18 protein-coding genes and 1 other annotated feature are annotated in these 17,464 nt (G+C 61.2%); of the genes, 10 read left to right on the top strand and 8 right to left on the bottom strand.

Annotated features, from left to right (window positions below; all coding sequences use genetic code 11):
• Nucleotides 1–181: 181 nt before the first annotated feature.
• From KKQ75_RS06265 to KKQ75_RS06250, 4 genes are all read right to left on the bottom strand, one after another.
• Complete coding sequence (locus KKQ75_RS06265; RefSeq protein ID WP_213361053.1) at nt 182–1,189, bottom strand: NAD-dependent epimerase; 1,008 nt, start codon at nt 1,187–1,189, stop codon at nt 182–184.
• Between the two features lie 84 nt (nt 1,190–1,273).
• The gene (locus KKQ75_RS06260) at nt 1,274–1,717 is read right to left on the bottom strand and encodes a PepSY domain-containing protein (protein ID WP_213361052.1); all 444 of its coding nucleotides are present in this window, start codon (nt 1,715–1,717) and stop codon (nt 1,274–1,276) included.
• Nucleotides 1,718–1,876: 159 nt separating this feature from the next.
• Entirely contained in the window at nt 1,877–3,043 is a 1,167-nt protein-coding gene (locus KKQ75_RS06255; RefSeq protein WP_213361051.1) for a nucleotide sugar dehydrogenase, read from the bottom strand.
• Nucleotides 3,044–3,114: 71 nt separating this feature from the next.
• Nucleotides 3,115–4,740 (bottom strand): ArnT family glycosyltransferase, encoded by a 1,626-nt coding sequence (locus KKQ75_RS06250; RefSeq protein WP_213361050.1) that lies wholly within the window; start codon nt 4,738–4,740, stop codon nt 3,115–3,117.
• A gap of 194 nt (nt 4,741–4,934) precedes the next feature.
• Here KKQ75_RS06250 and KKQ75_RS06245 point away from each other — a divergent pair, with 194 nt between their 5' ends.
• Together KKQ75_RS06245 and KKQ75_RS06240 are read left to right on the top strand one after the other, a co-directional pair.
• Nucleotides 4,935–5,678: a glycosyltransferase family 2 protein gene (locus KKQ75_RS06245; RefSeq protein WP_213361049.1), complete on the top strand. Its 744-nt coding sequence runs from the start codon at nt 4,935–4,937 to the stop codon at nt 5,676–5,678.
• A 12-nt stretch (nt 5,679–5,690) separates the two neighbouring features.
• Entirely contained in the window at nt 5,691–6,416 is a 726-nt protein-coding gene (locus KKQ75_RS06240) for a TVP38/TMEM64 family protein (RefSeq protein WP_213361048.1), read from the top strand.
• 10 nt (nt 6,417–6,426) lie between these two features.
• Here the strand turns inward: KKQ75_RS06240 and KKQ75_RS06235 are convergent, their stop codons facing one another.
• Nucleotides 6,427–7,116, bottom strand: a complete 690-nt coding sequence (locus tag KKQ75_RS06235) for an SIR2 family NAD-dependent protein deacylase (protein ID WP_213361047.1) — start codon at nt 7,114–7,116, stop codon at nt 6,427–6,429.
• A 269-nt stretch (nt 7,117–7,385) separates the two neighbouring features.
• Between KKQ75_RS06235 and KKQ75_RS06230 the strand changes: the two genes are divergently transcribed.
• The 4 genes from KKQ75_RS06230 (at nt 7,386) to KKQ75_RS06215 (ending at nt 11,387) form a co-directional block, all read left to right on the top strand.
• Nucleotides 7,386–8,648: a tyrosine-type recombinase/integrase gene (locus KKQ75_RS06230; protein WP_213361046.1), complete on the top strand. Its 1,263-nt coding sequence runs from the start codon at nt 7,386–7,388 to the stop codon at nt 8,646–8,648.
• A 199-nt stretch (nt 8,649–8,847) separates the two neighbouring features.
• The gene (locus tag KKQ75_RS06225) at nt 8,848–9,054 is read left to right on the top strand and encodes a hypothetical protein (RefSeq protein WP_213361045.1); all 207 of its coding nucleotides are present in this window, start codon (nt 8,848–8,850) and stop codon (nt 9,052–9,054) included.
• 206 nt (nt 9,055–9,260) lie between these two features.
• Entirely contained in the window at nt 9,261–9,509 is a 249-nt protein-coding gene (locus KKQ75_RS06220) for a helix-turn-helix transcriptional regulator (RefSeq protein ID WP_213361044.1), read from the top strand.
• 114 nt (nt 9,510–9,623) lie between these two features.
• Nucleotides 9,624–11,387, top strand: a complete 1,764-nt coding sequence (locus tag KKQ75_RS06215; RefSeq protein WP_213361043.1) for a YfjI family protein — start codon at nt 9,624–9,626, stop codon at nt 11,385–11,387.
• A gap of 313 nt (nt 11,388–11,700) precedes the next feature.
• Here the strand turns inward: KKQ75_RS06215 and KKQ75_RS06210 are convergent, their stop codons facing one another.
• Nucleotides 11,701–12,096: a hypothetical protein gene (locus tag KKQ75_RS06210; RefSeq protein ID WP_213361041.1), complete on the bottom strand. Its 396-nt coding sequence runs from the start codon at nt 12,094–12,096 to the stop codon at nt 11,701–11,703.
• Nucleotides 12,097–12,701: 605 nt separating this feature from the next.
• Between KKQ75_RS06210 and KKQ75_RS06205 the strand changes: the two genes are divergently transcribed.
• From KKQ75_RS06205 to KKQ75_RS06190, 4 genes are all read left to right on the top strand, one after another.
• Nucleotides 12,702–12,914, top strand: a complete 213-nt coding sequence (locus KKQ75_RS06205; RefSeq protein WP_213361039.1) for a hypothetical protein — start codon at nt 12,702–12,704, stop codon at nt 12,912–12,914.
• Nucleotides 12,915–12,936: 22 nt separating this feature from the next.
• Complete coding sequence (locus KKQ75_RS06200; RefSeq protein WP_213361037.1) at nt 12,937–13,479, top strand: hypothetical protein; 543 nt, start codon at nt 12,937–12,939, stop codon at nt 13,477–13,479.
• Between the two features lie 70 nt (nt 13,480–13,549).
• Nucleotides 13,550–14,305, top strand: a complete 756-nt coding sequence (locus KKQ75_RS06195) for a helix-turn-helix domain-containing protein (protein WP_213361035.1) — start codon at nt 13,550–13,552, stop codon at nt 14,303–14,305.
• Between the two features lie 15 nt (nt 14,306–14,320).
• Nucleotides 14,321–14,824 carry a hypothetical protein gene (locus KKQ75_RS06190; protein ID WP_213361033.1) on the top strand — a complete coding sequence of 168 codons (504 nt, stop codon included), beginning with the start codon at nt 14,321–14,323 and terminating at the stop codon, nt 14,822–14,824.
• Nucleotides 14,825–15,291: 467 nt separating this feature from the next.
• Here KKQ75_RS06190 and KKQ75_RS06185 read toward each other — a convergent pair whose 3' ends face one another.
• Nucleotides 15,292–15,945 (bottom strand): hypothetical protein, encoded by a 654-nt coding sequence (locus KKQ75_RS06185; protein WP_213361031.1) that lies wholly within the window; start codon nt 15,943–15,945, stop codon nt 15,292–15,294.
• A gap of 58 nt (nt 15,946–16,003) precedes the next feature.
• Nucleotides 16,004–17,238 (bottom strand): IS3 family transposase gene (locus KKQ75_RS06180; protein WP_213361029.1). Its coding sequence is split into 2 segments (ribosomal slippage): nt 16,004–16,950 and nt 16,950–17,238, totalling 1,236 coding nucleotides; the frame shifts between segments, so codons are not numbered across the junction.
• Nucleotides 16,844–16,960 (bottom strand) — a sequence feature (AL1L pseudoknot). It overlaps the preceding gene by 117 nt.
• Nucleotides 17,239–17,464 lie beyond the last annotated feature (226 nt).

Here is a 17,464-nt window from a genome sequence, read left to right as displayed (position 1 = left end):
TGACAAAAACGCAGGGCGCTCCAGCCCGCTGGATGCGGGTTGGGAACAATTAAGCCAAAGTGTATTTAAAGGCGCATGAAAGCCATTAATCCGGATATGGAAATATTCCGGGTGGGCCATGTGTGATTAATCACACGCCTGTCATGCGGGATTAATGCAATTGCGCTTGGCAATGACGGGATTATGCGCCGTAAAACCCGCGATACCAGTCCACAAACCGCTGCACCCCTTCAGTGACGGGTGTGGCGGGCTGATAGTCAAATTCCTGCACCAGTTCGCTCACATCGGCAAAGGTGTCGTGCAGGTCGCCGGGTTGCGGCGGCAGCAATTCCATCTCGGCTTTCCTGCCGATCGCCTGCTCCAGTGCGGCGATGTAGTCGAGCAGCACCACCGGCTGGTTGTTGCCGATGTTGTACACGCGCCAGGGCGCGCTGCTGCTGGCCGGGTCGGGATTCCGGCTGTCCCAGGCCGGATCGGGTGGAGCAGGGCGATCCAGCACGCGGATCACGCCTTCGACGATATCGTCGATATAGGTGAAGTCGCGCTTGTGCTGTCCGTAGCCGAATACCTTGATCGGCTCGCCCTGCAGGATGGCGCGCGTGAACTTGAACAGCGCCATGTCCGGCCGGCCCCAGGGACCATACACGGTAAAGAAGCGCAGGCCGGTGGTCGGAATCTGGAACAGGTTGCTGTACACATGCGCCATCAGTTCGTTCGACTTCTTGCTGGCAGCGTACAGGCTGAGCGGGTGGTTCACGCTCTGGTGCACCGAGTACGGCATGTCCGTGTTGGCGCCGTACACGCTGGAGCTGCTGGCATACACCAGATGCTCGCAACCGTGGTTGCGGCAACCCTCCAGAATGTGGGCAAAACCGAGCACATTGCTGTCGATATAGGCGAGCGGGTTGTCGATCGAGTAGCGCACACCGGCTTGCGCGCCCAGATTGGCCACGCGCTGCGGCTTGTGCGTGGCAAACACCTGCTCGACCGCCGCGCGGTCGGCCAGATCGATGCGGTAGTGCGTATAGCCCGGATGATCGGCGAACTGCGCCAGGCGGGCGTCCTTCAGGCGCGGATCATAGTAATCGTTGTGGTTGTCGATACCGACCACGCTGTCGCCACGCGCCAGCAGGCGCTGCGTGAGCGCCGCGCCAATGAATCCGGCCGAGCCGGTGACGAGAATCTTCATCACGCTATCTTAGAGGCAGCGAGCGGGATTTGGCGGTGCAGAGCGCGGCCGCTCCGGAAAAAATCCGCGAGCGGCCGGTTGGGATCAGGAGCGCTCCCTGGCGTCCTTGCGCTCCTTGGCTTCCTGGCGTTCCTGTACGTCCTTGCGTTCCTTGGTGTCCTTGCGTTCCTTGGCGTCCTTGCGCTCCTGCCTGTCCTTGCGGGCATCGCGGTTCTGCACGTCGCTGGCAATCACCTTGCCATCGGTGGCATCGACACGCACCTCGACCACGCTCTTGTCGGGCGTGACCACGTCCACCTCGTAGTACGGCGCATCCTTGCCTTGCTCCAGTTCGGCCTTGATCACGCGGCCGTCCGGGTGCTGCAGTTGCGCCGAAGCGATGGCATGCTGCAGCGTAATTTTGGAGGTGAGCAGTTCGTCGTAGCGATCGCCGGCGCGCTTGCCGTCCTGGCCTGCATAGGCAAATCCGCCTGCGGTGGCGATGGTGGCTGCAGCGATCAGGGCGGCGATGGAAGTGTTGCGTTTCATGATGATGTTCCTTTTCGGGAGTTTGTCGCAGCACGATTGCTGTCGATGCCTCTATCATCGTCACGCAAGCTTAGGAATGCCTTAGCGTTCGCTGATGGAATGCTTAAGGTTCAAGGGGCCGCAGCAGCGGCCCCGCTCTATCGACTTGGTGCGTGTTGCTCAGTCGTTCCCGAACAGGTCGCGCGTGTAGATCTTGTGATTCACATCCGTCAGCTGCGGGCTGCGCCGGTTGGCGATGATCACGTCCGCCTCGCGCTTGAAGGCTTCCAGATCATTGACCACCCGCGAATTGAAGAAGTGCTCGTCGGTCAGCGCCGGCTCGTACACGATCACCTCGATGCCCTTGGCCTTGATGCGCTTCATGATGCCCTGGATGCTGGATGAGCGGAAGTTGTCCGATCCGGCCTTCATGATCAGGCGGAACACGCCGACCACGCGCGGGCGCAGGTTGATGATCTCGTCGGCGATGAAATCCTTGCGCGTGGTGTTCGAATCGACGATGGCGCGGATCAGGTTTTGCGGCACTTCGCGGTAGTTGGCCAGCAACTGCTTGGTGTCCTTGGGCAGGCAGTAACCGCCGTAGCCGAACGAGGGGTTGTTGTAGTGCGTGCCGATGCGCGGATCCAGCCCCACGCCCTCGATGATCTGGCGCGTGTCCAGCCCGTGGATGGCGGCGTAGCTGTCCAGTTCGTTGAAGTAGGCCACGCGCATGGCCAGATAGGTGTTGGAAAACAGCTTGACCGCCTCGGCCTCGGTCGATCCGGTGAACAGCACCGGAATGTCCTGCTTCAACGCCCCTTGCTGCAGCAGTTGCGCAAATACGCGCGCCCGCTCCGACTGCTCGCCCACGATGATGCGCGAAGGGTGCAGGTTGTCGTACAGGGCCTTGCCCTCGCGCAGGAACTCGGGCGAGAAGATCAGGTTGTCGCACTGCATCTCGGCGCGCATGCGCTCGGTATAGCCTACCGGCACGGTGGACTTGATCACCATCACGGCCTGCGGGTTGATGGCCAGTACATCGCGGATGACCGCCTCGACCGAGCGCGTGTCAAAGTAGCTGGTGTCCGGGTCGTAGTCGGTCGGCGTGGCGATGATGACGTAATCCGCCCCTTCATAGGCCTCGCGCTGGTCCAGTGTGGCACGCAGATCGAGCCGCTTGTGCGCGAGATAGTCCTCGATTTCCGCATCGGCAATCGGCGACTTGTGCGCATTGATCATGTCCACCTTGGCGGGAACGATATCCAGGGCGACGACTTCGTTGTGCTGGGCCAGCAGGATGGCGTTGGACAGGCCGACGTAGCCCGTGCCGGCGATTGCGATTTTCATGGAAGGAGCGCGTCAGGTTGCAGGATGAAAACTCGGTGGCACAGGCATGTGCCGTGAAACATCATAAATCCTTACCATTTCAGTTCGTCGGCGGCCTGCGGGCGCGCCAGAAAGGCCCGGGCCGTCGCCGTGGTCATCAGCGCCGCGCTGCCGCCGCGGTAGCGCTGGATCGCCAGCACCGGCACGCCATCGAGCTGGTGCATGTCGCGCGTGTACAGCACGATGTGCGACTGCGGGTGCGCCGCCACCCAGCTGCGCACCGCTTCCAGCCCCTCGATCTGCACCAGCGGCTGCTCCAGCCGTCCGGCAAACTGGTACTGGTTGTGATAGAAGCCCATGTGCCCCACCTGGCCACCGGCATCCTGCACCTGCTTCACGGCACGGGCGACCGGGTGCATGTCGTAGGAGTCGTACTGCGGGCGCAGCACCGCCAGCTGGATGGCACTCGCCAGCGCCACGCCCAGCAGGGCCAGCGGCACCAGCGGCTTGGCGCTGCGGCGGCCCAGCGCATAGATCAGCACCGTCGCCAGCATCAGCGCCACCCCGGGCCAGGCCAGCACGGTGGCTTCATCCAGGTGGATACCCAGCTTCTCGGGCGCCAGCATCACGCCGCCCAGCACAAACACGAGCAACGCCGGCAGCCACAGCCCGCGCGCCTGTTCCACCTCGTCCAGCGCCCGCGCCGTCAGCAGGGCAAAGGCCGGGAAAATCGGGATCAGATAATGCGGCTGCTTGCCGCTGATGAAGGAAAACGCCAGCAGCACCGGCAGGCTCCAGGCAATGCAGAAACGCCCGCCACGGTCCAGCCGCTGGCGCAGATAGGGCAGGGTGGCGCGCCACAGTCCCGTCCAGAGGAACCACGGAAACAGCATCAGCGGCAGCAAGGGCAGATACCACCAGATCGGGCGACGGTGCGCGAACGATTCCACCATGCGGTTGGCCGTCTGGCCCCAGAAAATCGCGTTGCGGTATTCCTCGCCGCCCGAGTAGCCGGCCGGAATCGCCCAGGCCAGCGCAATGGCGGCACCGAGCAGAATCGACAAGCCAATGCCGCCCAGCCAGCGCCCCCAGCGCAGGCCGCGGTTCCACCACGGCGCCAGCAGTGCTGCGGGCAACACCTGCAGCAGGATCACCGGCCCCTTCGCCAGCACCCCCAGGCCAATGGCCAGCCCGAGCACGGCAAAGCCGCGCCGCGCCTGCCCGTCGGCCGCCATCACGATGCCGTGCATGCCGATCAGCGTGCACAACGCCATCAGGATGTCGAACATGGCCATGGTGGAAAAAATCATCCACAGCATGCCGCCCAGCAGCATCAGTACGGCCGGCCCTGCAATCCCGGGGCGCTGCGGCCACAGCCGGCGTGCCAGGCCCCAGGTCAGCAAGAGGCTGGCGGCTGAAGCCAGCGGCGATACCAGCCGCGGCCACCATTCATTCACGCCTCCGCTCAGCGCCCAGCCGAGCTGGAACAGCCACATCATCAGCGGCGGCTTGTGGTCGTAGGGCGCGCCGTTCTTGTAGGGCACCAGAAAGTCGCCGCGCAGCCACATCTCCCAGGCCACGCCCACATAGCGGGTTTCATCCAGCGGGGTGAGCGGACGGCTGAGCACCGCGACCAGCGTGAGCACGGCCAGCAAGGCCAGGGACAGCCACAGCAGGCGTTGCCGGGAGGGCGCCAGGGAACGCGCGGGGTCGGACATTCGGATTCTCCAGAAGACGCTGCCACTTGGCGCGGCGGCGCGGTGTTGCTGCATTGCAGCATGATGCACGCGCAATATACCAGCCGCCATCACCGTAGCAAGTTGAAACCGGCGCATGTCCTGACGGATGGCGGACGCTGGCATAAAATTCTAATCTTGTCTCAAGCATGGGCGCATGCAGCGTCCCCCTCACAATGACCCAAGTTACCGCCAGCCCGGCGCCTCACGCAGGTGTGCGTTTGTCCGTCGTGATTCCTTCCTACAACGAAGAGGAAAACGTCATTCCGCTGGCTGAAGAAGTCATCGCCACCCTGCGCGACCTGCCCGGCGGCTACGAGCTGATCCTGGTGGACGACGCCAGCACCGACAAGACGGCCAGCGTGATCCGCCAGCTCGAGGCGCAATATCCGACGGTGCGCGGCGTGTTCCACCGCGTCAATGCCGGCCAGAGCGCGGCGGTGGCCAGCGGCTTCCAGGCGGCGCGCGGCGAATGGGTCGGCACGCTAGACGGCGACGGCCAGAACGATCCGGCTGACCTGCCCGGCATGCTGGCGCTGGCCGAAAAACAGGGCGTGGACTGCGTCACCGGCGTGCGGGCCAAGCGCCAGGATACCTGGCTGCGCAAGTTCTCCTCGCGCGTGGCCAACGGCTACCGCAACTGGATCACCGGCGACAAGGTGAGCGACAGCGGCTGCGGTGTGCGCGTAGCCAAACGCAGCGCCTTGCGCGAAGTGCCGGTATTCAACGGCCTGCACCGCTTCCTGCCGACGCTGCTGCGCGGCCAGGGCTTTACCGTGATCGAAACCCCGGTGAATCACCGCGAGCGCATGCGGGGCGTATCCAAGTACGGCGTGCACAACCGCCTGTGGCGCGGCATCCGCGACTGCTTCGGCGTGCGCTGGTATCTGGCGCGCGCCGTGCGCTCCAACCGCCTGTAAACTGCGCCATTCATGCGCAACGAACACGAATCAGCCCTGGAAGAGGCGCTGGAGGATGTCCCTCCGGAGGAACTGGAACAGGTTGCCCACAACACCTCGCGCAAGCTGCTCACGCTGGTGGGCATTGGCGTGGTACTGTTCGCGCTGATCCAGTTCACCCCGCTCGGCCAGCAGCTGCGCGACTGGAACACGCTGGCCGGCATGTTCAAGGGCGGCGGCCTGCGCGCGGAGCTCTACTTCGTGCTGCTCAGCGGCTTTCTCATCATGGTGGGCGTGCCGCGCCTGCTGTTCTGTGCGCTGGCGGGATTTGCCTTCGGTTTCTGGCAGGGTCTGCTGTGGTCCACGCTGGGAAGCCTGCTGGGCTCCTTCGTCGCCTTCCGCGCGGCACGCTGGGGCGGGCGCGAGTGGCTGACCGAGCGCTTCGGCAAGAACCGCTTCTTCGGCCGCATCGTGCATGCCAAGCCCACCGTGGCTTCGGTCGTGCTGATCCGCATGCTGCCGGTGAGCAACGGCATCATCAACCTCGGGCTGGCGCTGAGCAAGGTGCGCAACCGCGCCTTCGTCATCGGCTCCGTCATCGGTTTCCTGCCGCAGGGCGTGGTCGCGGTGATCGTGGGCAGCGGCGTGGCGCAGGATGTGCCCTGGGCCGGGGCGGTGCAACTGGGCGTGGCGGCAGTGCTGCTGGCCGGCATCTGGTTCTGGACGTTGCGCAAGCACCGGACGATGGACAAGGACTGAAACGCCGCTCTCAGTCGCTGCGCAGCAGGTAGTCCACTACCTTCGGCACGCCGAGCGCGGCCCGTTCGGGAATCACCGTCAGGTCGTAGGCAGCAGCAGCCTGCAGCGACGGATTGGGGTCGATCAGATAGCCGTCGGCGTGTGGCGGAGCATAGGCGATCAGGCCGGCGGCCGGGTATACCTTGAGCGAGGTGCCCACCACCAGCACCACATCGGCTTCTGCCACCAGTTCCAGCGCCTGCTCGAGCGCAGGCACTTCCTCGCCAAACCAGACGATATGCGGGCGCATTGGTGCGCCCATCGGATCGGCATGGTCGGGCAACTGGTCGTGGTGCCAGTCGATGACGTAACCCGGATCGCGCGTGCTGCGCAGCTTGGTCAGCTCGCCATGCAGATGCAGCACCTGGCTGCTGCCGGCGCGCTCGTGCAGGTTGTCGACGTTCTGGGTGATGATCCGGACACGGTAGCGCCGCTCCAGTTCGGCCAGCGCAAAATGTGCGGCGTTGGGCTTGACCTGCTGCAGCTGGCGACGGCGGGCGTTGTAGAAGTCGAGAACGAGCCGGGGATTGGCCTGAAAGCCTTCAGGCGTCGCCACGTCCTGTACGCGGTGGCCTTCCCACAGGCCGCCGGCGTCGCGGAAGGTTTTCAGACCGCTGTCGGCGCTGATGCCGGCTCCGGTCAGGACCACGCAGGTTTTCATGAGGCAGTTCCATCGGATGCGCTAGGAACACACCAGAGTGGTGTTCTCGCGCCTTGGCGGAAGCGGTGAGATTCGAACTCACGGACCATTGCTGGTCGGCGGTTTTCAAGTAACTCGTAGGCTGATTTTACGCTACTGTGCGCCTCTTGCGTAAGTTTTACGAGTTCCATGAAAACAAGCATTTGCGCCGGATTTACATTTTGTGTAGCTTGTCATAACTTTACCGGAGCTGCTTACGCGGTACTTACCGCACCTTCCGGAGAACAAAAATGGCAAAGCTCACAAAGACCTACATCGACAAAATTACACCCCCGGCAAGCGGGTATGACCTGCATTGGGATAGCGAGGTGAGCGGCTTCGGCATCCGCGTCACTCCCGCAGGCAAGATCACCTACATCGTGCAGGGGCGCGTCAATGGCAAGGAGGCCCGTATCAGCATCGGGCCGCATGGTGTATTCACCGCCGACCAAGCCCGCGAGGTTGCACGCGAACACCTGCGGAGCATGAGGCAGGGGATTGACCCGCGAACCGTTGCCAAGGAACGAGCAGCCGAGACAGTGAGCCTGCGCGACGTAGCGGACGCATACAAGCGCGACCGCCCGCTAAAGGACAGCAGCAAGGCCGAGATCGAGCGCCATGTGACCACAACCTTTGAGGCATGGCTCAAGAAGCCTATGGCGAGCATTACCCGCGAGGCGGTCACAAAGCGGTTCAACGAGATTAAGAATCACGGCCTGCGAGGCGACGGCCCCGCACCAGCGCAAGCCAATCAGGGATTCAGCGTGCTTCGCGCCCTGTTCAATTACGCGATTCGGGAATACCGCAGGCCGGACGGTACAGCGATCATCAAGGACAACCCTGTCGAAGTGCTGCACAAGAAATGGGCACCGATCAAGGCCAAGACGACCCGCATACCCGATAGCAAGGTCGGCGCGGTGTGGTCAGCACTCCAGCAGTGGCGCGAAGTCGCCTACAACCGCGACACCCTTGCAAGCATTGACCTTGTCATGTTCCTGATGCTGACCGGCGCACGCATTGGCGAAGCGTCCGCGCTGACATGGGACAGGGTAAATCTCGACGAGGGCTGGTGGCACATACCCGACCCGAAAAATAGAAATCCCGTCTGGATGCCCCTGTCATCGCAAGCATTGGAACTGCTCAAGACCCGGCAGCGCGTCAAGGGTAGTGACTTCGTTTTCACCAGTTGGGGCAAGGCAGGCCATATCCGCGACCCCCGCGACACCATGAACAAGGTCAGCGAGGTTGCAGGCCTCCACCTATCGCCGCATGATTTGAGGCGCACCTTCACGACGATAGGACTTGCGAATTGCCGCCTCGATCTCTACAGGGTGGAATTGCTGACGAACCATGTACCCAAGACCGTGACCGAGCGTCACTACCTCGAAACGCAGCAGCTTCAATACTTGCGACCGGAAGCACAGCGCATCGCTGACTGGATCGAGGCGCAGGCTGTGGCCGTTAAGGCGCAAGCCGAGGCAGCGCAGCAGCCCGAAGCGGAGCCAGTCGAATAACCATACTTACGAGATAGCTATTTCATTCCGCGCCCGATTTGCGGTCGCGCAGACAGAGGCGTAAAGTTCGATTCACCAGATCGCCTGACGTGCGGATTGCACGTCCTGAATAGTCTGCACCAGCAGGCCGGCATTGACGCTCCACCGTCAGCCGGCCTTTTTGTTTGCGCGGCGGGTGGGCAACCGATACGGAGGCCACATGCCAACCAGCCACTTTGAAAGGATACGCTTTCTGCCCATTGAGCAGATTCAGGAAGTATTTGAAGACTCGTGCGACTCACTGCGCGACTTCAGGGATGCTAATGACATGCTGTCAATTGCCATCGTGAAAGACATTGTCGAGGCGCACCTGTGGGTTCGATTGCAAGAACTCTACGAAAGCGAAAACCCGACGATGCAATGGTGATTCGTTTGATGAAAGTAACGTGCGTCAAATTGCATCATCAAACTTAGGCCGGTAAAGTTGCCGCAAGTGCAGTGCAGTTACTCACAAGTTTCTGCACTTCACCCGATAGCCTCAAGGGTGCAACACCCTTGGGCCGGTTGAAAAACCGGCACGCCGTAACGTCAGTGGCAGGTGACCAGACGAGTTAGTTCTGGAGCCATACCAAAATGACCACAGCACCCAAGCTGCTTACGACTGCCGAAGCCGCCGAACGTATCGGCGTGAAACCCAACACCCTCGAACGCTGGCGCACCTACGGCACCGGCCCCGAGTTCATCAAGATCAATCCGCATTCCTTGCGCTCGCCCATTCGCTACCGCGAATCCGTCCTTGAGGCGTGGCTGGCAGAGCGTACCTGCACCAATACGAGCCAGTACCCGCTGCCCAGCCGCAGCCCGGTGCATGCGACCGTTTAACGACCAGCGTACATCTAAAACGATGGCCTTGAACGATCAAACCCAATGCAGTCGCGGGACTTGCGCGAGTCGGTACGGCACGCAAAAGCCCAGCGTAAGGAATCAGGACAAATCATGAACCGTAATCAAGAAAACAGCGGCGAGGGTCGCAACACCCTGCCGCTGAAAGAGAACCGTCCCCTGAATGGACTAGCAGAAGCTAGTTTAGCGAATGTCTCCGTGCAGGGCTTTGACAGTTTGCAGGCGACACAGCAGGCCTTGCAGTGTGGTCAGCACCCTACTGGCGGCGCAGTGCCGATCGTCGCCCCTGCCGACGCTGTGCAGCCCGCAGCCCGAAAGCTACACAAGGCCAAAGACCTACTTTCCGGCATCTTTGGCGGTGACGGGCAACCAGCCGCACCCGTCTGGGAAAAGCCGGTGCCGTTGCGTGCAGAAATCAAGGCGCTACCGTATCCGCTGGAAGTATTGCCGCCCCTCATCCGCGATGCCATCAAGGAAGTTGAGCAATTCACCCAGGCACCGACCGCATTGATTGCAGCGTCTGCGCTCTCCGCAGTCTCGGCAACGGTGCAAGGACTGGTCAGCGTTGAACGCGGAGCAAGTCTGCGTGGCCCTGCCTCACTGTTCTTTCTCACGCTCGCGGTCAGCGGCGAACGCAAGAGCAGCGCCGACAAGTATTTCACGCAAGCCATTCACGAATGGGAAGCGCAGCAAGCGGAAGCGGCTAAACCGGCGCTGGCTGCATATCGTGCAGCCTCAACCGAATGGCAATGCACCGAGGAAGGCTACAAGCAAGCCATCAAGCAGAGCGCGAAAGGCGGGATGCCTGATAAGTACGTCGCGGAACAGCTCAAGCAGCTTGAACTCAACAGGCCGCTTGAACCGCGCATCCCGACCATTCTCCGAATGGACGACACGCCCGAAGCGTTGGGCGTTGCGCTGACCCGCTGGCCTGTGGCTGCTGTGTTGAGCAACGAGGCGGGGATTATCTTCGGTGCTCACGGCATGAACCCTGAATCGGTCATGCGGAACATGGCAGGCCTGAACGTGTGTTGGGATGGTGGGCACCTCCGACGCGACCGCACCTCTACCCAAAGCATCAACGTCGAGGGGATGCGCCTGACGATGGGCTTGATGGTGCAGCCCGATACGCTGCAATCGTTCCTCAGCAGACAGGGGGCACTGGCGCGGGGCATCGGCTTCTTCGCTCGGTTCTTAGTTGCACATCCAGAATCAACGCAGGGGACGCGGTACTACCGGGAGCAAGCGCCGGGGGAACCCGCGCTGACCGCATTCAATGCGAGGGTCACGCAACTGCTCAACATTCCGGCTCAGGTTGATGCAGATGGCAGGCTGGAAACTACCTACCTGCCCCTATCACCCGAAGCGAAGGAAGTCTGGGTTAGCTTCCACGACGAGGTAGAGGAAGAACTGGGCCGGGGGCGCGAGTATTACGACGTTCAGGACGTAGCCAGCAAAGCCGCCGACAACGCCGCACGCCTCGCGGCCTGCCTTCATGCCTTCTGTGACCACACGCACAGCATTTCATCCATCGGCGTGGAAAGCATGGAAGCCGGGACGGAGTTGATGCGCTGGTACTTGCATGAGGCGCTGCGCTTCTGCCGTCAGTTGGCGGTTCCCGATAGCCTGCGGAAAGCGGAACGGCTTGAGGAATGGCTGATCGGGAAGCTCTACAGCGGCATGGCGCTGGTGCCGACCCGAGAGGTTAAGCAGTTCGCGCCGAACGAACTACGGGGCGCGGCAAGCTCCGAAGCCTTCGCAGTGCTGGAAGACCATAACCGAGCCAAGCTCGTCACCCAAGGCCCGAAGAAGTTCTATTGCTTGAACCCCGAGGTGGCGAATGAGTACCGGCGATAGGTGTAGCCGGTGTAGCGACTGTAGCTGTAGCAGGTGTAGCGAAAACGGTACGGGGGATTCTGAAAGTCCTAAATCTTCTTTATTTTGTACCTGCATTGGGCAACCTGCTACGGCTACACCTGCTACAGCCGCTACACCCCGCAAGGGGCAACGGCCAGCCCTGCAAACCATAGTGACGCAACCCGGATGCAGGGCGGCACAGGCCATGCTCACGCTGTGGTCAATGCAAGGGTGGCACCCTGTACCGGCCAGCGGCAGCAGGTCACAAAAAACCCCGCACGAGGCGGGGTGCTGTATCGAATTGTCATGTTCATCAGTTCGGGGCGGTCGTTCTACTGATGCCCAAGAACTTCCGGCGAGCGTAATACTCACAGCTCACATTGTTTTCGTTCCAGCCGTGGGCAGGTGCAGCGGCCTTCGCTTCCTTGAGCGTAGCAGTCGGGTTCGCGTCCAGCCATGCCCACACAGCAGCGCACGCACCGCCAGCCTTCGGACGCTTGACCCCGTTGCGTTCTTCTTGCTCGACCTTCGGCACCTTGCTTGCTGTGGTCACCTTATTGACGGGTGCCGCGCTCTCCTTCCAGCCGAACCGCACTTCGTCGCCGTTCTTATGCACCGTCAGGGCAACCCGTTCGCTCGGGATGCCAGCGGCGACACCAGCGCGACGGGCATTCACTCGCTTGGTGTAGGTCGTTGTCGATTGCTTCATGTCGTTCTCCTGTGTGTTGTTGATGACAACGCAATTACAGGATGCATCTCCGAGAAGCGGCAAGCGATTAGTCCGGCAACCAAGGAACAGCAAATACCTTATTTGACGGACTGCGCCCGTAAGCGATTGGAACTGTTCCTGATATTCAGCGAGGGCGGCAGCGCGTAAGCCTATTGCACGCAAGCCGCAGGAATCGCCACCAGCGCCAGCACCCCGGCAAAGGACGACGCGACACACTACCCGTAGTGACTTTGACGGAATCAAACACTAGATGTAGTGCTTACCGGGTAAGACCGTCCTACCATGCGCTCATGGCTACCAACGCTCAACACCAAGCAAGCTACCGCGCCCGACACGCATCGGCGGGCAGCTTCCGGCTTGACACCCATATCTCGGCTGACGCTCACGCCGCACTTACAACGCTGGCAGAGCGCGAGGGTGCAAGCGTCAGGGCAGTAGTCGAGACAGCGATTCTCAACCAGCACAAAGGAGCAGCAATGCAAAGCCAATTCCGACGCGACGACCCGGCCACTGACCCTGTCAGTAAGCCGCGCACCGTCAAACCAGTTTCCCAACCAGCAACCCCACGAAAGGACGTATCACCCATGACCACGACGACCGAACCGGCACGCCCGTCTGAAATGACGGTAGCCGAGCATCAAGAACTTGAGCAGTTCAAGGCATCGCTGCCAAACGCAATCATCAACGCAGAACTGGACGCCCGCCATGTGCAGGCCAACGGTGGCGCTGCTGCGATGAGCCAGAAGGAACGCGTCACCGCGATGCTGCAAGCCAACAACCAGCATTTCAAGAAGTAACCAACCACAAGGAACCATCCAAATGAACACCCCTGAAAAACTCCGCGAAGCCCTTGCCGACGTTATTGCCAAGCACACCGAGGCCAGCGGCACTTATGACGTGCTTCATGCCGACTGGCACAGCGCCGCAGCCAAGGGCGACGACGCGAAGGCCGACAAGCTGGAAATTGAGATTGAAAAGACGCGCCGACTGATGCAGCGCCTTGAACTGCGCCGCGCCAGCCTTGAGCAAGAGCTTGGCGATGCTGAAGAAGTGGCACGCGCCGCCGCTGCTGCAAAGCTGAAGGGGACCGCCGATAGTATCCTTGCCCGCGCTGGCAAACGCATTGCAGACATGGAACCGCTGGCCGCTACGCTTGCCAAGCTGGTTGATGAACTGGAAAGCGACTTCAACGACTGGAAAGAAGCGCGGCACTATGCCAAGGCAGCAGGTGCGGCCCCGGAAGATTTCAGCAGCATTGAGAACCAAGCGCAAGTCGGGCGCATTGTTGAATCGTTGGGCATGTCGAAGATCCGCGCTGCCAACATCAGCAAGGAACTGAGCCGAGTATCGGTTTTCATGTAACTGAACACAACGGCGTAACCTGCGGCAGCGCAACGCTCCCGCATAAGTGCCTGTCTCGTTGGAGCAACCAATGACACGAACAGGCAAAGATTCCAGAAACATCACATCAGCACGCGCCGTCCGCGATGCACAGCGACGGGCTGAAATGCTCTCCCTCCGCCTTGAGGGTTTGACGCTGGAACAAATCGGCGAACGCATGGGGGTAGGCAAGCCCACCGTGTCGCGTGTCATTAGCAATGCACTTGCCGCTCATACCCGCGAACCTGCCGAAGAACTGCTTAACCTTGAGCTAGGCCGTTGTGATGTTCTGCTGACCGAGGCAATGCAGACCGTTAAGGCGTTTCACCCGCTGGTGTCCGCTGGTCGTGTGGTCAGCGCACCCATGCTGGACAACACCGGCCAGCCTGTACGCAACCCCGAAAACGGCGACGTACTGACGCGAGTGCTTGAGGACAAAGCGCCGAAGCTGGCAGCGATTGCCACAGCAGTACGGGTCATGGAACGACGCGCCAAGCTGCTAGGCCTCGATGCCGCAACCAAGCTCCAGCAGGAAGTGACCGTCACAACTGACGATCAATCTGGCTACGACCTCCAGAAGCTGGACATGGACGAAATGCATCTCTATGGCTACCTGCTGGAGAAGATGCACAACCCCAACAGCCCCGACCGCGTAGAGCGTCCCAAGCTCCGTGAGGAGGTACGGGCCAAGCTGACACCGGCTGAGATTGGCACCCTGCAAGCGATTTTCAAGAAGCTGGACGTGCCGTACATCGCAGCCGACACCGTGAGCGGTCTGTACGTCCCGCCCGCACTACCCGCCCAATAAGAAGGAGAACGAACCGTGATTACGAGCTACACCGACCACAAGCAGAACATCGTCGTCCATCACGACACCGAGGCAACGGAACCCGCCAAGCGTTTCATCATTTGGATTGAAGGCAGGGACAGGCATGTGGTCGCTCAGGATGGCGAGTTCCCCGGCGCAACGTGGGAGCGCGTCGTGGCATCAGTGCAGGACATGCGCCAATGTCTTACCGAAGCAGAGCGGCGCGACCCCACATGGAAGAACCCCGCATTCATTCGTGGCAACCCCCACAGGCAAGCCCACGTCTATGCAGGCATCGAGCCTACACGGGAACAGGTCGCCACGCACATGAAGCAATGGATCATCTGGACGCTCTGGCAGCTTGCTTGCCCAGAGCGCAACGACAACGCAATGGAACGCATTGCCGCGCTCGGTGCGCTGGCAGAACTGTATGGGCTGCACCAGCCGAAGGCCGTATATGTCACGCTGCCCACGCTGGCGCAGATAGAGGCAGAGATTGCCCGCCGTCAGGTGCAGTAATGAGCGAGGGGCGCGACATCAACGAACCGGCGCAATGGCCGCAGCGCGACGACAGGCGGGAGCCGGTGCTAGACCGGAATTACAACCCGCCCCGCGTCGTGCGATATGTCGGCTGGAGACCCTGTACCTGCTGCGGCCACAAGTTCTTTAGTCGTGACGTGGCGGGCATCCGCCTGTGTGGCCCGTGCAAGGACAGCACGCGCCGAGAAAGCTGGTAGTCCTCAACCAACCCCCTGTCAGACAGAGGCGAGGCATAGCGGTGAGTTCCTCGTTAAACCAACCTCCGCAGCTTGCAGGGTGATTCCTCTGAAACCTGATGCAGCCAAGCCCGCCCAGCCACTCGACTGTGGCGGGTTTGTTTTCGGCACCAACAGACAGCACCAGCCGGGCAGCAGGCCAGCACAGGCGGCGATCACCGCAACGGTGCCGTACTGGTATTGGCATGGGTACTGCGTGGCCTGTAAGCTCTAACCGTAAATCTTCTTGTAGGCCTGACTCGCAAATTCAAGGAGGGCGACGTTGTTCTCTTGGATGCTCTTGCGAATCTCGTCCGGGTCGATAGCCATTACGTCCTTCAAGTGCCTGAGAACCTCGGGATGTTCCCAGTTCCACGTTGGCGACCCGATAACAGCCATGAACGCCTCTATTCTGTCGAAATGCCATGTAAGCACCGCAACCGCCTTCTGGCATTTCGCATAGTCATCGAACTTGAATACCTGCCCCTTCGCCGCCAGCGACCTTAGCTTTACCACTGAAGGCTGGACGGCCTCCAGCACCTCAAGCAGGCGCTTTCCATCGTGCTCCCCGTTCTTCTGGATGTAGGCAATAGCACCTTTGACCGCTATATCTTCCGGCTCTCCGTTTTCCCAAGTTGGCGCATGGCCTTGCATACCGATCTTTGCCATCTCCAAGAGCGTGATGGGCTTGGGCATCTCGGCGATGTAGGTGTGGGCAGCCTCAATTAACGCATCAAGGAATTCCGCTTTACCCTTGGCCTTGTCTTGGTGTCTCCAAGTTTGCAGAGCGCAGAGGGCAATGATGGCTGTGGCCACAGCAGCAAGCGCACTGATCGTTTCAGGCCAGCGTATTGCATCTAAGGACCAGACAAGAACATCACACATCTGAAACTCCTCAAAACAAGAATCTGAACCGCCCCGGGTTTCGAGGAGGCTGGTTGGTTTAAGTGGACACCTCTGCCAAGGTGTTGCTGTCGGCAAGTTGCCTCCAGTAGTTTGCCTCAGCTTCTGCCGGCGGGATACCCCCGATCGGCGTGAGCAGTCGGACGTGGTTGAACCAGTGCACCCATTGCAGGGTCGCCAGTTCCACGGCTTCCCTGGTCTTCCAGGGGCCCCGGCGATGAATCAGTTCGGCCTTGTATAGCCCGTTGATGGTCTCGGCCAGCGCGTTGTCGTAGCTGTCGCCTTTGCTTCCCACTGATGGCTGGATACCTGCCAGGCCCAGCCGCTCGGTGTAACGGATGCTGACGTACTGGCTGCCCCTGTCGCTGTGGTGCGTCAAGGCATGCGCTGCTGGCTGGCGCTCATACAGGGCCTGTTCCAGCGCATCGAGCACAAAGTCCGTGTGCATGCTGCGGCTGACACGCCAGCCCACGATGCGCCGGGCGTACACATCCACCACGAAGGCCACGTACAGCCAGCCCTGCCAGGTGCTGACGTACGTGAAGTCCGACACCCGCAGCTCGTTGGGCCGGCTGGCCTTAAACAGCCGGTTGACATGGTCCAGCGGGCACGGCACTGATGTGTCCGGCGTGGTGGTGCGCATCGTCTTGCCTCTGCGTGCCCCTTGCAAGCCCATGGTACGCATCAGCCGCTCGACTGTGCACCGCGCCACCCGGATGCCCTCGCGGTTCATCTGCAGCCAGACCTTGTCGGCGCCATAGACCTGCCAGTTGGCATGCCACACGCGCTGGATGTCGGCTTTCAAATGGTCGTCATGCTGGGCACGTGCGCTGCGCAGTTGCGGGTTGCGTTGCCGGGCCGCATGGCGCCAGTAACACGACGGGGCCATCTGCAGCACCCGGCAGATGGGCTCGACCCCGTAGTCATCGCGGTGGCGGTCGATATAGGCCTTCACTTCCTGAGCTGGCGGTCGAGCTCGGCCTGCGCGAAAAACGCACTGGCAGTTTTGAGGATCTCATTGGCACGGCGCAGCTCCTTGACTTCGCGCTCCAGTTCCTTGATGCGTCGCGCATCCGAGGTCGTGGTACCCGCACGCAGGCCAGCGTCGATCTCGGCTCTCTTGACCCAATCGTGCAGGGTTTGCGGCGCACAGCCAATCTTCGGCGCAATCGATTCGATAGCTGCCCACAACGAAGGGTACTCGGCTCGATGCTCCTGCACCATGCGCACAGCGCGCTCGCGCACTTCCGGGGAAAACTTGTTGGACTTGTTCATGGCTCCATCTTCTCAAGAGTTGGGGCCTCCTCGAAACCCGGGGCGGTTCACCATGATCGGGATAGGTCAAGCACTTGGTGTTTCGGCAGCGGACTTAGTGCGCGAAACGGAAGATGCGTACTTAAGCCAAGGCAGTTAGGGCAATAAGCCCCGTAGTGGGCCACAGGGGCCACGATCACCGCTAGGTTGCCGCAAGGGTGTTGGCCCAGTTATGCAAGGCCTGTAT

Origin of the sequence: Brachymonas denitrificans, assembly GCF_907163135.1 — a bacterium.
GTDB lineage: Bacteria > Pseudomonadota > Gammaproteobacteria > Burkholderiales > Burkholderiaceae_C > Brachymonas > Brachymonas denitrificans_A.
This window is presented reverse-complemented; position numbering and strand designations above follow the sequence as displayed.